The 15,334-nt window shown below is 75.9% G+C and carries 6 protein-coding genes; 5 read left to right on the top strand and 1 reads right to left on the bottom strand.

The window, feature by feature from the left end; translation table 11 throughout:
- Window positions 1-119: 119 nt before the first annotated feature.
- The 4 genes from IH61_RS0127780 to IH61_RS0127765 are packed head-to-tail and all read left to right on the top strand — an operon-like array spanning window position 120 to window position 5,885.
- Window positions 120-1,712, top strand: coding sequence for an ABC transporter substrate-binding protein (locus IH61_RS0127780; RefSeq protein WP_031074659.1), 1,593 nt, complete (start codon window positions 120-122; stop codon window positions 1,710-1,712).
- Window positions 1,709-2,707, top strand: coding sequence for an ABC transporter permease (locus tag IH61_RS0127775; RefSeq protein ID WP_234327358.1), 999 nt, complete (start codon window positions 1,709-1,711; stop codon window positions 2,705-2,707). The genes IH61_RS0127780 and IH61_RS0127775 overlap by 4 nt, the downstream gene beginning before the upstream one ends.
- Complete coding sequence (locus tag IH61_RS44010; protein ID WP_234327357.1) at window positions 2,704-5,151, top strand: ATP-binding cassette domain-containing protein; 2,448 nt, start codon at window positions 2,704-2,706, stop codon at window positions 5,149-5,151. Before IH61_RS0127775 ends, IH61_RS44010 begins: the two co-directional genes overlap by 4 nt.
- Window positions 5,148-5,885 carry a thioesterase II family protein gene (locus IH61_RS0127765; protein WP_031074652.1) on the top strand — a complete coding sequence of 246 codons (738 nt, stop codon included), beginning with the start codon at window positions 5,148-5,150 and terminating at the stop codon, window positions 5,883-5,885. Before IH61_RS44010 ends, IH61_RS0127765 begins: the two co-directional genes overlap by 4 nt.
- A gap of 103 nt (window positions 5,886-5,988) precedes the next feature.
- On the opposite strand, the gene IH61_RS0127760 is transcribed toward IH61_RS0127765, so the two are convergent.
- The gene (locus IH61_RS0127760) at window positions 5,989-7,533 is read right to left on the bottom strand and encodes an MFS transporter (protein WP_051838131.1); all 1,545 of its coding nucleotides are present in this window, start codon (window positions 7,531-7,533) and stop codon (window positions 5,989-5,991) included.
- 189 nt (window positions 7,534-7,722) lie between these two features.
- Between IH61_RS0127760 and IH61_RS0127755 the strand changes: the two genes are divergently transcribed.
- Window positions 7,723-15,318, top strand: a complete 7,596-nt coding sequence (locus IH61_RS0127755) for a non-ribosomal peptide synthetase (RefSeq protein ID WP_031074647.1) — start codon at window positions 7,723-7,725, stop codon at window positions 15,316-15,318.
- Window positions 15,319-15,334 lie beyond the last annotated feature (16 nt).

Genomic DNA, 15,334 nt, shown 5'->3' with positions numbered 1-15,334 from the left:
GCCGATGACCGACGGCGAGCCCCGGCGCACACCGCGCGCCACCGTCGAGGCTTATTGAAAAGCATTATCATTTCATTCTAGGATGGCGCGCACCGCATCAGCCTGGAGTTGAGGACGACGTGACGTTTCATCAGATAGACCGCCGCGCCCTGCTGCGCGGCGCCGGAGCCGGGCTCGGAGCCCTGCTGGCCGGCGGAATGCTGGCCGCCTGCGGGTCCGACGGCGGCAGGAACCCGCTGCTCACCACGAGCAGTGGACCGTCCGTGGCCCCGCGCCGAGGCGGACGGCTGCGCGCCGCGTTCGCCGGGTCCGCCGCCGAGTCCACCAACGTGCTCCAGGCCACCAACAGCGCCGTCGACTACGTCCGGGCCCGGCTGATCTGGGACACCCTCGGCGAGATCGACGACAGCAAGCCCGTGTGGCGCCTCGCCGAGTCCGTCGAGCCCAACGCCGACGCCACCAGGTGGACCGTCCGCGTCCGCGACGGCGTCACCTTCAGCGACGGCCGCAAACTCACCGCCGAGGACGTGCTGTTCAGCCTGCGCACCCTGGCCGGCAACCCGACCACGCAGGCCGGACTGCTCGCCGGGATCGACCCGGCGGCCAGCGCCGTGCGCGACCCGCGGACCGTCGAACTGGTCCTCAAGTCCCCCGACGGGTTCTTCGACCTCGCGCTCGCCCAGTCCGCCTTCGTCATCCCGAACGCCACCACCGACTTCTCGCACGCCGTCGGCTCCGGCCCGTTCGTCCTCAAGAGCTGGACCCGGGGGGCGAGCAGCCTGCTCACCGCGCGCGGCGACTACTGGGGCACCGCACTCGGCGGCGGGCCCTACCTGGACGAGATCGAGCTGTCCTCGGTCGCCGACGCGGGCGCCCGGATCAACGGGCTCAAGGCCGGACAGTTCGACTACGCGGGCGGGATCACCCTCACCGCCGCCCGCGCCGAGGCCAGGAACCCCGGCGTGCGGGTGATCACCGCGCCGAAGGAGCTGTGGAGCGACCTCGCGCTCACCATGAACCTCGGCCAACACCCGTTCGACAGGCCCGCGGTGCTCCAGGCGGTGCGCTACGCGATCGACCGGGAGGCGATGGTCCGCACCGTCACCCTCGGCTACGGCGAGGTCGCCGACGACGCGCTCGGCCGTCACCAGTCCTGGTACGACAGCTCGTTGCCGCGCCGGGCGTACGACCCCGGGCGGGCGAAGAAGGCGCTCGCCGACGCCGGGCTCTCGGACGTCAAACTGTCCGTGCGCACCAGCGACTACGAGTACGGCACGCTGGAGAGCGCGACCGCCTTCGTCCAGCAGGCGCAGGCCGCCGGGATCACGGTGGGCGTCGACAAGATCCCGGCCGCCGACTACTACACCGACTTCACGTCCCTGCTCAGCACTCCGTTGCAGACCAACCTCTACCACGCGATGCCGCTGCCGCTGCAACTGTCGTTCTTCTACGGCCCCAAGGCGTCCTACCCGTTCACCGGGCCCGCCGGCCCCACCCTGGACGGGCTGCTGACGGCGATGCACGCCGCCGTCGGCGACGCCAGGCGGACCAAGGCGGTGCAGGACGTCCAGCACCACCTGTACGACCAGGGCGGCGACGCCGTCTTCGCGCGGATCCCCCCGGTCGCGGCGGCCAAGCCGACCGTCCAGGGGGTCAAGGCCCTCGGGTCCTTCGACTACCCGTGCCTGCGCGACGCGTTCCTCTCCTCGTGATCCTCGTGATCCGCGCGACCCTCGCGACCCTCGTGATCCGCGTCATCCGCGTGATCCACCGGTTGCGCCGGCTCGGCGCGGCGGCCGCGACCCTGCTGGTGGTGTCGGTCCTGGTGTTCACCGCCACCGCACTCGCCCCCGGGGACGCGGCCGCCGCCCGGCTGGCCGGACGGGCCGGGCCCGAGCAGGTCGCCGCCCTGCGGCACCAGCTCGGGCTAGACCAGCCGGCCTGGACCCGCTACCTGCGCTGGCTCTGGCACGCCCTCCACGGCGATCTCGGCACCTCCTACGCCAACGGGGTGCCGGTCTCCCAGCTGGTCGCCGAACGGGCGGGCAACTCGCTGCTGCTCGGCGCGGTGACCGCGCTGCTGCTCGTCCCGCTGGCGGTCGCGCTCGGGCTGTGGGCGGGGCTGCGGGCCGGGCGGTTCACCGACCGGGTCGTCTCGCTCGGCACCCTCGCCCTGGTCAGCCTGCCGGAGTTCGTCGTCGGCACGCTGCTGGTGCTGCTCTTCGCGGTCGGCCTCGGCTGGCTGCCCGCCGTCTCCGTCCCGGCGGCGGGCGAAAGCCCCTTCTCCCAGCCGGAGTTGCTCGTCCTGCCCGTGCTCACCCTGCTCTCGGTCAGCCTGGCGCAGAACGTGCGCCTGGTCCGCTCCGGGGTGGTGGAGGCGGCCGGCTCGGACGCGGTGCTCGCGGCCCGGCTCGGCGGGGTCCCGGAGCACCGGGTGGTGCTGCGCCGGATCCTGCCGGCCGCCGTGGTGCCGGCCGTTCCGGTCCTCGCCCGCTACCTCGCCTACCTGTTCGGCGGCACGCTGGTCGCCGAGAGCCTCTTCGGCTACCCGGGGCTGGCCGCGGCCCTGGTCAACGCCACCGCCTCCCGCGACACCCCGGTGGTGCTCGGCGTCGCGATGCCGGTCGCGGCGCTCACCGTCGCCCTCAACCTGCTGGCGGACGCACTCGCCACCGCACTCAACCCGGCTGCCAGGAGAACGAATTGACCCCCCACATGGACCAGGCTCCGCCGAAGCGGCGGCCGCGGGCGGCACTCGCCGGAACGGTCCTGGCCGCCGCCGTCCTGCTCGCCCTGGCCGGCCCGGCCCTCGCCCCGCACGGGCCCGGCCAGGTGCTCGACATGCCGTACGGGCCGACGGGCGGGGCCGCCCCGCTCGGCACCGACCACCTCGGCGCGGACGTCCTCAGCCGCTTCCTCACCGGCGGACGCTCCCTGGTCCTGCTGTCGCTGGGCGCGCTCGCCGTCGCCTACCTGGCCGGCGGCGCGGTCGGCATGACGGCCGCGCTACGCGGCGGGCGGCTGGACGCCTGGTCCCTGCGGGCGGCGGACGTGCTGCTCAGCCTGCCCGGATTCCTGCTGCTCAGCGTCACCGTGGTGGCCACCGGGCGCGGCGCCCTCGGGGTCGGGACCGCCACGGCGGTCGTCCTGTTCCCCGAGATCATCCGGGTGGTCCGGGCGACCACCCTGCAGGCCCTCCAACACGACTACGTGGAGGCCGCGTCGGCGCGCGGCGAGCGCACCTGGTACGTGCTGGCGCGGGAGGTGCTGCCCAACGCGGCGCCGGTGCTGGCCGCGGATGCGGGAGTGCGTTTCGTCGGGGCGGTGTTCGTCGTCTCCACCGCCTCGTTCCTCGGCTACGGAGCACAGCCCCCGGCGGCCGACTGGGGGCTGATGATCCTGGAGAACCGCGACGGGCTCTCCCTCCAGCCGCTCGCGGTCGCCGTCCCGGCGGCCGGCATCCTGGTGCTGCTGCTGAGCGCCAACCTCCTGGTGGACACCGCCTTTCCGGCCGCCGCTCGGCGAAAGCGCCGTACCGACAGTGCCGTTGCGGACTTCGACCCCGGATCGGTCCTCTCCGTACGGGAGTTGACCGTACGGACACCGACCGGCGCCGCCGTCCTGGACGGCGTCCGCCTGGACCTCGCGCCCGGCCGCATCCTGGCCCTGGTCGGCGCCTCCGGCAGCGGCAAGACCACCCTCGCACTCGCCGCCCTCGGCGAGATCCGCCCGGGGCTGGCCGTCACCGGCGGCTCGGTCCGGCTCGCCGGCGAGCCCGTCCTCGGCCTGCCGCAACGGGCACTGCGCCGCCTGCGCGGCCGCCACTGCGGATACGTCCCGCAGGACCCGCGCACCTCCCTCGCACCCACCCTGCGCGTCGCCGAGCAGATCGGCGAGTTCCTGCGCGCCCGGGCGGTGCCGAAGACCGAACGGCCCGAACGGGTGCGCGCCGCCCTGCGCGCGGCCCGGCTGCCGGACGACCCGGCCTTCCTGCGGCGGCTGCCGCACCAGCTCTCCGGCGGCCAGCGGCAACGGGTGGCGCTGGCCGCCGCGCTAGCCCACCGGCCGGACCTGCTGGTGCTCGACGAGCCGACCAGCGCCCTCGACCCGGCCACCGCCCGCGCCCTGCTCGCCGACGTGCGGCGGCTGCGGGCCGACGGCGGACCGGCCGTGCTGCTGGTGGCCCACGACCTCGCGCAGGTGGCCGAGGTGGCGGACGAGGTCGCGGTGCTCGACGGCGGGCGGGTCGTCGAACGCGGCCCGGTCGCCCAGGTGTTGGCGCGGCCCGCGAGCGCCGCCGGGAAACTGTTGGTCGACTCGGTCCGGGTCACCGCGCCGCCCAAGGCGGTGGCCGCCTCCGGTGCCCCCGTGCTGGAGCTGACCGGCCTCACCGCCCGGCGTGGTGACACCACCGTCCTCGACGGCATCGACCTCGCGCTCGCCCCCGGCGACTGCCTGAGCGTGGTCGGCCCGTCCGGCGGCGGCAAGACCACCCTGCTGCGCTGCCTCACCGGGCTGCACTCCCAGTGGACCGGTGAACTGCGGCTCGGCGGCGAGCCGGTCGCTCCCGGGGTGAGGGCCCGGGGGCGGGCGCAGCTGCGCCGCCTCCAGCTCGTCCCGCAGGACCCGCAGGACTCGCTCAACCCCCGCCACCGGGTGGGCGCGGCCCTCGCCCGCCCGCTGCGGCTGTACCGGCCCGAGCTGGACGCGGCGGCCGTCCGGGCCGAGGTGCGCCGCCTCCTGGAACGCGTCGGCCTGACGCCCGAGCACGCCGAGCGGTACCCGTCCGGGCTCTCCGGCGGGCAGCGTCAGCGCGTCGCGCTGGCCCGTGCGCTGGCGGCCGGTCCGGAGGTGCTGCTGTGCGACGAGGCCACCAGCGCCCTCGATCCGCCGACCGCGGCCACCGTGCTCGCCCTGCTCGACGAGCTGCGCCGGGAGTCGGGCGTCGCGATGGTCGTCGTCACCCACGACCTCACCGTGCCCGCGCGCCTGGGCGGGCACCTCGCGGTGCTGGCCGACGGCACGATCCGGGAGGCGGGGACGGTGGAGCGGGTGCTCGCCGCTCCGGCCGACCCGGTCACCGCCGCCCTGCTGGCCGCCGCGCCCGGCCTGCCAGCCCTCGTCTCCGACCCCCGAGGAACCGCGCCATGACCTCCACCCGCTGGCTGCGCCGCCCGCAGCCCCGGCCCGCAGCCGCGGTCCGGTTGTTCTGTCTTCCGCACGCCGGCGGCTCGCCCGGCCTCTACCGCTCCTGGGCCGCGTTCCTGCCGCCGGACGTCGAGCTGCTGGCGGTCCGGATGCCGGGCCGCGAGGACCGGATCGACGAACCCCTGCCCGCCGACCTGCCCGCCCTGGTGGCCGGGCTCGCCTCGGCCCTCGGCCCCCTGCTCGACCGGCCCTGGGCGCTGTTCGGGCACAGCATGGGCGCGGCGGTCGGCCACGAACTGGCCCTGCACATGCTGCGGCGGGGCCACCGCCCGCCCGTGCGCCTCTTCGTCTCCGCCCGCGAGGCGCCGCAGTTCCACCACGGCGGCACCGTCCACCTCCGGGACGACGACGCGCTCTGCGCCGAACTCGCCCGTCTCGGCGGCACCTCCGCCGAGCTGCTGGCGCTCCCCGAGGTCCGCGCCCTGGTCCTCCCGGCCGTCCGCGGCGACTACCGGCTCATCGAGACGTACCCGGCCCGGCCCCGAGGGTTCCTCCCCTGCCCCGTCACCGCCTTCGTCGGCACCGGGGACGAGGAGCTCACCACCGAGGAGGCGCAGGGCTGGGACGCCTGGACCGATGGCGGCTTCGACCTCCTGGCCTTCCCCGGCGGCCACTTCTACCTCTCCGAGCAGCCGGCCGCCGTCGTAGCGGCCGTCGTGGAGCGACTGCGGAGCTGACCGTGCGGGGCACGCGCCTGTGCCCGGCCGCCCTCTCGGGGGCGGCCGGGCACAGGCGTCGGCGCGACACGACGGGCCAGCGCGACGAACCAGCGCGACGGGGCTACGCGACGGCGTCCCGCGGGCGGACCAGGACCAGGGCGGCCCCGGCGGCCAGCAGGGCCGCGACGGCGGCGATCAGGAAGATCGAGGACAGGGCGTCCGTGTACGCGGAGTGGGCGAGGGCGAGGACCTGCTCACGGGCAGGTCCCGCGTAGGGCTCGGCCATCGCGTCGAACTGGCCTGCGGTGACCAGCTCGTGGACCCGGCCGGAGTCCGAGGCCGGGACGCCGAGGGCGGCGAGCGCGCCCGGGGAGAGCTCCGCGTCGGCCCGCTGGGACAGGACGACGCCGAAGAGGGCGACGCCGCAGGCCGTACCGAGCGGGAAGAAGCTGTTGGCCGCGCCGGAGGCCGTCCCGGCCCGGGCGGCGGGGACGACCCCGACGGCGAGGTCGAGCAGGTGCGGCAGGGTCAGGCCGGCGCCCGCGCCCAGCAGGATCAGCATCGGGAGGACGGCCGTCCAGCCGTCGGCCGGGCCGATGCCGACGGCGGTGAACATCCCGGCGGCGACCAGCAGCATGCCGAGCGCCAGGACCACCGGGACGGGGGCCTTCCGGGCGAGCAGCATGCCGACGGGCGCGGCGAGCAGCAGCGCGACGGACTGGGCGAGCAGCACCAGGCCGATCCGGAACGGGGAGAGACCCAGCATGCCGCCGAGCCACAGGGTGAGGAACGGCAGCAGGCCGAAGCTGAAGATCCGGGCGGCGAAGCTGAGCAGCACCGCTCCGCTGAACGTCGGGATGGCGAACAGCCTCAGGTCGAGCATGGCGCGCTCGCCGAGCCGCCACTGCACGAGGGCGAAGGCGGCCGTCAGCACCACCCCGGCGCCGAGCGATCCGGCCACGTCCGCCCGTGCCCAGCCGTGCTCGGAGCCGGTCAGCAGGCCGTAGTTGAGCGCGAACAGGGCGAGGACGGCGAGGACGGCGCCCGCCCGGTCGATCCGGCCGGACGCGCCGGGGTCGACGCTCTCCGGCACCTTGCGGACGGCGCCGAGGAGGATCAGCAGGCCGACGGGGACGTTCACGGCGAACAGGAAGGGCCAGCTCAGCCATTCGGTGATCGCGCCGCCGACCAGGGGCCCGAGGGCGGCGGAGACGGCCGCACCGGCGGTGTAGAGGCCGACCGCGCCGGTACGGGCCCGGGCGGGGGCGCCCTCGTAGGCGCCGGCGATGAGGGCGAGCGAGGTGCCGAGGACCATGGCGCCGCCGGCGCCCTGGACGGCCCGGGAGGCGATCAGCACCCCGGCGTCGGGGGCGAGCGCGCAGGCGGCGGAGGCCGCGGTGAAGACGGCGACGCCGGCCAGGAAGACCTTCCTGCGGCCGATGCGGTCGGAGACCGAGCCGGCGGTGAGCAGGAGGGCGGCGAAGGTCAGCGTGTAGGCGTTGACGATCCACTGGAGGGCGTCCAGCGAGGCGTCGAGATCGGCGCCGATCCGGGGCATCGCGACGTTCACGACGGTGATGTCGAGGGTCATCATGGCGGCCGCGAGTGAGGTGACGGCGGTGGTCCAGGCTCGCGTCGAGCGCACGCCGGAGGGCACCTCGCTCACCTCATCTCCCTTGCTGGATAGTGCTCCTGACGTTGCATCAGCCATTCCCGCCCCTTCCTCGCGACCTACTGGAGACAGTGGGGACGCTAGCACTAGATGGAAATGGTTTTCAATGCTATTAATGATGACCACACCACGGTCACGCCACGTCTCCGTGGTCCGCCCCCCTGCCCGAGGAAGGACCTCCACGTGTCGCACGACCGCGCGGCGGCCGCCGTCGATCTCCCCAAGGCGGTCGGCGAACTGCTCGACCTGAGCGCCCGCTCCATCGCCCCCGACGCCAACCTGATCGAGCTGGGGCTCGACTCGCTGACGATGATGCGCCTGGCCGGGGACCTCAACCGGGCCGGTATCCACCTGGGCTTCGCCGAACTCGCCGCCGAACCCACCCTCGCCGCCTGGCAGGCCCTGGTCGACCGGCGCCGCACCGCCGACGCCCCCACGGCGGCCGAGCCGGCCGCCGTCGAGGAGGACGCCCCCTTCGACCTGGCGCTGATGCAGCACGCCTACTGGGTCGGGCGCGCCGACGGGCAGCAACTCGGCGGAGTGGCCGCGCACTTCTACCACGAGTTCGACGGAACCGGGGTGGACCCGGAGCGGCTGGAGGCCGCGGTCCTGGCCGTGTTCGCCCGGCACGGCATGCTCCGGGTGCACGTCCTCGACGACGGCCGGCAGCGGATCGCCCCGCAGGCCGCCTGGCCCGGGCTGCGCGTGCACGACCTGCGGGAACGCGGCGCCGCCGAGGCCGAGGCGGAACTCGCGGAGCTGCGCCGATGTCTCTCCCACCGCACCCTGGACATCGCCGCCGGGGAGGTCCTCGACGTCCGGCTCACGCTGCTGCCGGACGCCGTCCGGGCCGGCGGGACCAGACTCCACCTCAACCTCGACATGGTCGCCGCCGACGCGCTCAGCCTGCGCGTCCTGCTCGCCGACCTCGCCCGGGCCTACACCGAGCCGGAGCGCGAACTCCCCACCCTCGGCTACAGCTTCCCGCGCTACCTCGCCGACCGCGCCGCCGCCGCCGACCCGGCCGCCCGCGAGGCCGACCGCGCCCACTGGCACGCCCGCCTGCCCGACCTGCCCGCCGCACCGGCGCTGCCGCTGACCCCGAACGCGCACGGCTCCGCCGCGACCACCGTGCTGCGCCGCCACCGCCTGCTGGACACCCACGAGTTGGAGCGCTTCGAAGCGCACGCCAGGCGGCACGGCCTGACGCCGGCCATGGCCCTGGCCGCCGTGTTCGCCGAGACGCTGACCGCGTTCAGCGCCGAACCGGACCTCCTGCTCAACCTCCCGCTCTTCGACCGCGCCCCGCTGCACCCCGAAGTCGGCGAGCTGGTGGGCGACTTCACCTCCTCCGTGCTGCTCGCCTGGGACGGCTCCACCCCGGGCACCTTCGCCGAGCGGGCGCTGCGCCTGCAGCGGCGCTTCCACGAGGACGCCGCACACGCCGGGCACTCCGGCGTCGAGGTGCTGCGCGACCTGTCCCGGCTGCACGGAGAGCAGGTCCTCGCCCCGGTCGTCTACACCAGCGCGCTCGGTCTCGGCGAGCTGTTCGCACCGGCGGTGCGGGAGGCGTTCGGCGAGGCGTCCTGGATCATCTCGCAGGGCCCGCAGGTCTGGCTGGACGCCCAGGTCACCGAGGTCGGCGGCGGTCTGCTGGTCAACTGGGACGCCCGCGAGGACGCCTTCGCCCCCGGCGTCCTCGACGCGATGTTCGCCGCCTACAGCGGCCTGCTCGACCGGCTGACCGCCGACGCGGCCGCCTGGTCCGCCGCCGTCCCCGCGCTCCTGCCGGACGCCCAACTCGCCGTGCGCGCCCGGACGAACGACACCCGCGCGCCCCGCACCGGTGCCCGGCTGCACGACGGGTTCTTCGCGCACGCGGCCACCCGCCCGAAGGCCCCCGCCCTGCTGTGGGGCACCGACGGCATCCTCGACTACGGCCAACTCGCCGAGCGGGCCCTCGCGTTGGCAGGACACCTGCGCGCCCGCGGCGCCGGGCCGGGCGAGCTGGTCGCGGTCACTCTGCCCAAGGGCCCCGACCAGGTCGTCGCCGTCCTCGCCGTACTGGCCACCGGCGCCGCCTACCTGCCGCTCGGCGTCGACCAGCCCGCCGCCCGCCGCGAGCGCATCCACCGCTCCGCCGGAATCCGCCTGGTGGTCGAGGAGATCGCCGTCCCCGCCGGCACCGAGCCCCTGCCCGCCCCGGTGCCCGGGGGCGACGGCGACCTCGCGTACGTCATCCACACCTCCGGCTCCACCGGCGAGCCCAAGGGCGTCGAACTCACCCACGCCGCCGCGATGAACACCGTCGAGGACCTCAACTCCCGCCTGACGATCGGCTCTTCCGACCGCACGCTGGCACTGTCCGCCCTGGACTTCGACCTCTCGGTGTACGACGTCTTCGGCCCGCTGTCGGCCGGCGGCGCGGTGGTCTGCGTCGAGGAGCCGGACCGCCGGGACGCCACCGCGTGGGTCGACCTGGCGGCCCGCCACGGCGCCACGGTGGTCAACTGCGTGCCCGCGCTGCTGGACATGCTGGTCACCGCGGCGGACCGGCCGCTGACGAGCCTCAGAGCCGTCCTGCTCGGCGGCGACCGGGTGCCGCTCGACCTGCCGGCGCGGCTCGCGGCCCTCGCCCCGCGGTGCCGGTTCGCCGCGCTCGGCGGCACCACCGAGACCGCCGTCCACTCCACCTGGTGCGAGGTCCGCGAGGTCCCCGCCGACTGGGCGACCGTGCCGTACGGCACCCCGCTGGAGAACGTCGTCTGCCGGGTGGTCGACCCGCTCGGGCGGGACCGCCCCGACCACGTCCCCGGCGAGCTGTGGATCGGCGGCGCCGGCGTAGCGCGCGGCTACCGGGGGGACCCCGACCGCACCGCCGAGCGCTTCACCGAACTGGACGGCGTGCGCTGGTACCGCACCGGCGACCGCGCCCGCTACCGGCCCGACGGCACCCTGGAGTTCCTCGGCCGGGCCGACCACCAGGTCAAGGTGCGCGGCCACCGGATCGAACTCGGCGAGATCGAGACCGCGCTGACGGCCTTCCCGGGCGTGGCCCGGGGCGTCGCGGTGGTCTGCGCGGACGGCCGGATCGCCGCGGCCGTGACCGACGACCGGGCGCAGCCGCCCGCCGACTGGTCGGCGCTGGCCACCGTCGGCGCGCTGCGCGACGGCGCGACCCCGGCTGCCCTGCGCGAACACCTGCGGGACGTGCTTCCCGCGCCGATGGTCCCCGAGCGGATCGCCGTCCTGCCGGGCCTGCCGCTGACCGCCAACGGCAAGATCGACCGCGGGCTCCTGCGCCGGGTGCTGGCCGCCGCCGAGCTGCCCGGCCGTACACAGGTGACCCCACCGGCCGGCGAGGCGGAGCAGCGGGCAGCCTCCGTCTGGGCCGAGGTGCTGGGCGTCGAGGTGATCGGCCGTGAACACGACTTCTTCGCGCTCGGCGGCGACTCGCTGCTCGCCACCCGGCTGATCGGGCGGCTGCGGGCGGCGGGATTCGCGGGCGTGCGGCTGTCCGAGCTGTTCGCCCACCCGGTGCTGGCCGACTTCGCGGCGACGCTGCGTCCGCTGGAGGCCGGACCGCAGAGCGCGGCGCTCGCGGCCGACCCGGCGCGGCGGCACGACCCGTTCCCGCTGACGGACGTCCAGCGCGCGTACTGGCTGGGCCGCGGCGAGGGCTTCACGCTCGGCGGCACCGGCTGCCACTACTACCGCGAGTACGAGGTGCCGGACCTCGACCCGGTCCGTCTGGAGGAGGCCGTCAACCGGCTGGTCGCCCGGCACGAGATGCTGCGCGCGGTCGTCGACGAGCGCGGCGAGCAGCGGATCCTCGCCGAGGTGCCCCGGTTCACCCTCCCGGTCACCGAGGCCGGGGACGATCCGGAGGCCGCGTTCGCCGAGCTGCGCGAGGCTGCCTCGCACCAGGTGTTCGACCCCGGCTGCTGGCCGCTGTTCGCGATCCGCGCCGTCCGCGCGGGCGGGCGCACCCGCCTCGGCATCGGCATGGACAACATCGTGCTGGACGCGCTGAGCATCCTGCGCTTCTACGGCGAGCTCGGCGCCCTCTACGAGCACCCGGACGCCGAACTCCCGCCGGTGGACGTCTCGTTCCGCGACTACGTGCTGGGCTCCGCGCCCGCGCCGCAGGAGCTGGCCGCCGCCCGGGCGTACTGGGCGGAGCAGCTGCCCGTCCTGCCGCCGGGCCCGCAGCTGCCGCTCGCGATGGATCCGGCGGAGATCGGCCGGCCGCGGTTCTCCCGCCGGGAGGCCCTGGTCCCCGGCGAGCGGTGGCGGCCGGTGGCCGAGCGGGCGCGCGAGCACGGGCTGACCCCGTCGGCGGTGCTGCTGGCCGCGTTCGCCGAGGTGCTGGGCCGCTGGAGCGCCCGCCCGGACCTGACCGTCAACCTCACCCTGTTCGACCGCCGCGACGTGCACCCGGACATCGGCCTGGTCATGGGCGACTTCACCTCGCTGGTGCTGGTGCCCTCCCGCCCCGAGCCCGGCGAGAGCCGGCTGGCGGCGGCCCGTCGCGTGCAGCGGGAGCTGTGGCGCGGGCTGGACCACCGGGAGGTGTCGGCGGTCGAGGTGCTGCGGGAGCTCGCCCGGTTCACCGGCGAGCCGGAGACCACCATGCCGGTGGTGTTCACCAGTGCGCTCGGTGTCGGCGGCGAGCCGGCCGAGGGGCCGTTCACCGCGCCGGTCTGGGGCGTCTCGCAGACGCCGCAGGTCTGGCTGGACCACCAGGTCACCGAGACCGCCGACGGCGGCGTGCGGCTGACCTGGGACGTGGTCGACGGGCTGTTCCCGGACGGGCTGGTGGACGAGATGTTCGCGGCCTACCGGCGGCTGGTCGACTGGCTCGGCGAGGCCGGGTCCGACTGGCGCGGCGAGGGGCCCGACCTGCTGCCCGAGGCGCAGCTGCGCACCCGGGCGGCCGTCAACGCGACCGGCGCGGGCGCCGGGGACCGGCTGCTGCACGCGGAGTTCTTCCGCCTGGCCGCCGAGGAACCCGGGCGCACCGCGCTGGTGTGGGGCGAGGACGGGTCGCTGACGTACGGCGAGCTGGCGCGGCGGGCGCTGCGGGTGGCCACCGTCCTGCGGGAGCGGGGGGCGGGGCCCGGTGAACTGGTGGCGGTGACGCTGCCGAAGGGGCCGGAGCAGCTGGTGGCGGTGCTGGGTGTGCTGGCCACCGGCGCGGCGTACCTGCCGCTCGGGGTGGACCAGCCGGCGGCGCGGCGCGAGCGGATCGTCGGCGTGGCCGGGGCGCGGCTGGCGGTGACCGAGGAGGTGCTGCGGCAGGCCGAGGCGGCCGAACCCGCCGCCGTGTCACAGGCGTCGCCCGACGACCTGGCGTACGTCATCTTCACCTCGGGCTCCACGGGTGAGCCGAAGGGCGTGGAGATCACCCACCGGGCGGCGGCGAACACCGTCACGGACGTCAACGAGCGCTTCGGCCTCGCCGCGCGGGACCGGACGCTCGCGGTGTCCGCGCTCGACTTCGACCTGTCGGTGTACGACGTGTTCGGCCCGCTGTCGGCGGGCGGGGCGGTCGTGCTGATCGGCGAGGAGGACCGGCGCGACGCCCGGCGGTGGCTGGAGCTGGTGCGCCGGCACGGGGTGACGGTGTGGAACACCGTGCCGGCCCTGCTGGACATGCTGCTGACGGTGGCCGAGGCCGCCGAGGCGCCCGAGCCGCTGCGCCTGGCGCTGGTCTCCGGCGACTGGGTCGGGCTGGACCTGCCCGTCCGACTGGCCGCGCTGCGCCCCGAGTGCCGGTTCGTGGCGCTCGGCGGGGCGACCGAGGCGGCGATCTGGTCCAACTGCTTCGAGGTGGCCGGGGTGGACCCGGCCTGGCGCTCCGTGCCGTACGGCCGTCCGCTGCGCGGCCAGCGTTTCCGGGTGGTGGACGCGCTCGGCCGGGACTGCCCGGACGGCGTGCCGGGCGAGTTCTGGATCGGCGGCGCGGGCGTGGCGCGCGGCTACCGGGGCGCCGTCGAGCTGACGGCGCGGCGCTTCGTCGCCCACGCGGGCGAGCGCTGGTACCGCACCGGGGATCTCGGGCGGTACTGGGCGGACGGCACGCTGGAGTTCCTCGGCCGGGCCGACCAGCAGGTGAAGCTGCGCGGCCACCGGATCGAACTGGGCGAGATCGAGTCCGCACTGCGCTCCGGCCCGGGGGTGGGCCGGGCGGTCGCCGCGGTGGTCGGTGAGGGGACGGGCCGCAGGCTGGTGGCGGGCGTGGTGCCCGTCCCGGCGGCCGTCCGCACCTGCGCGGCGCCCGGTGACGTCGGCGTGCCGACCGAGGTGGCCGTGGCCCGGGCGGGCGCGTGGGAGCTGGAGGCGGACGCCGCGAGCGCGGTGCTGGCCCGGCTGCTCGGCCTGGACGCCCTCGGGGAGGGGACGGCCTGGCGGTTCGAGGACCTGGTGGCGCGCCTGGACGCGGTGGACGAGCACCGTGCGGTGCTGCGGCTGTGGCTGGGGCTGCTGGTCGAGCGGAAGGTGCTGGCCGAGGAGGGGGGCCGCTACCTGGCCGGCCCCGAGCTGGCCTCCGCGCTGCTGCGCGAGGCTCCCCGGGCGGGGGCGGACGCGTACGGCGCACTGATCGCCCGGGCGCACCGCAGGCTGCTGGAACGGCTCGGCGACTACCGCGAGATCCTCGCGGGCCGGGTCGACCCGGCGGCGCTGCTGGACGACGACGTCCTCGCCCCGGCCTGCCTGGCCGACCACGATCCGGGGACGGCCCTGGCGCTCGACGAGATCGCCGCTCAACTCGCCGACCTGTCCGAGGCGTTGGGCCGACCCGTCGAGGTGGCCGAGCTCGCCGGGCGGGACGGCCGGACCGCCGAGCGGCTGCTCGGCCTGATCGGCCCGGACCAGGTGCGCTACACCCTGCTGGACGCCGCCCCCGGCCTGGTCGCCACGGCGGCCGGGCGGCTGGAGGCGCTGCCGCACGAGACCGTCTGCCTCCTGCTGCCCGGCACGACGGTCCCGGACGACCTGCGGTACGGCTTCGACGTGGTGCTGGCCGCCAACGTGCTGCACCGCCACCCGGAGCCCGGGCAGGGCCCGGCGCTGGCCGCGCTGCTGGCCCGGCCGGGCGGGCGGCTGCTCGCGGTGGAGCGCGCCGCGCTGACGCCGGTGGCCCTGCTGACGGCGGGCCTGCTCGACCGCGGCTACGACGGCTTCGACCGCGAGCGGCGCCTGGCCGGTTCGCCGATGCTCCCCGGGGAGCGCTGGGCGGAGCTCTTCGCGCGCGCCGGGCTGAGCGGGGCCGGTCACCGGCCGGTGGGCGGTTCGTTCATGGACCTGCTGTGGGCCGAACGCCCGCAGGACGCGGCGGTTCCCGACCCGGCGGCGCTGCGCGAGCACCTCGCGGGCCTGCTGCCGGGCCCGATGGTGCCCGAGCGGATCGAGGTGCTGCCGTGGCTGCCGCTGAGCGCCAACGGCAAGGTCGACCGCAGGGCGGTCGCGGCGGTGCTGGCCGACGGCGGCGGGGAACTCGGCCCCGACGAGCCGCCGGAGGGCGAAATGGAGTGCGAACTCGCCGCGATGTGGCGGGAGTTGCTGGGCATCCCGGAGGTCGGCCGACGGCGCGGCTTCTTCGAGCTGGGCGGCGACAGCCTGCTCGCCACCCGCTTCATCACCCGGGTACGGCAGCGCTTCGCCGTCGAGCTGCCGTTGCGCCGCATCTTCGCCGGCCCGGGCCTCGCCCAGGTCGCCGCCGTGGTGGCGGAGGAGCTCGCCCAGTTGGCGGACGTCGAAGAAGGCGCGCTGTGAACGGTACGGCCCTACT

The organism is Streptomyces sp. NRRL WC-3742, from assembly GCF_000720635.1.
In the GTDB taxonomy this organism is placed as follows: domain Bacteria; phylum Actinomycetota; class Actinomycetes; order Streptomycetales; family Streptomycetaceae; genus Kitasatospora.
Note: the sequence above shows the minus strand (reverse complement) of the source record. Positions and strands in the feature narration are given on the sequence as shown.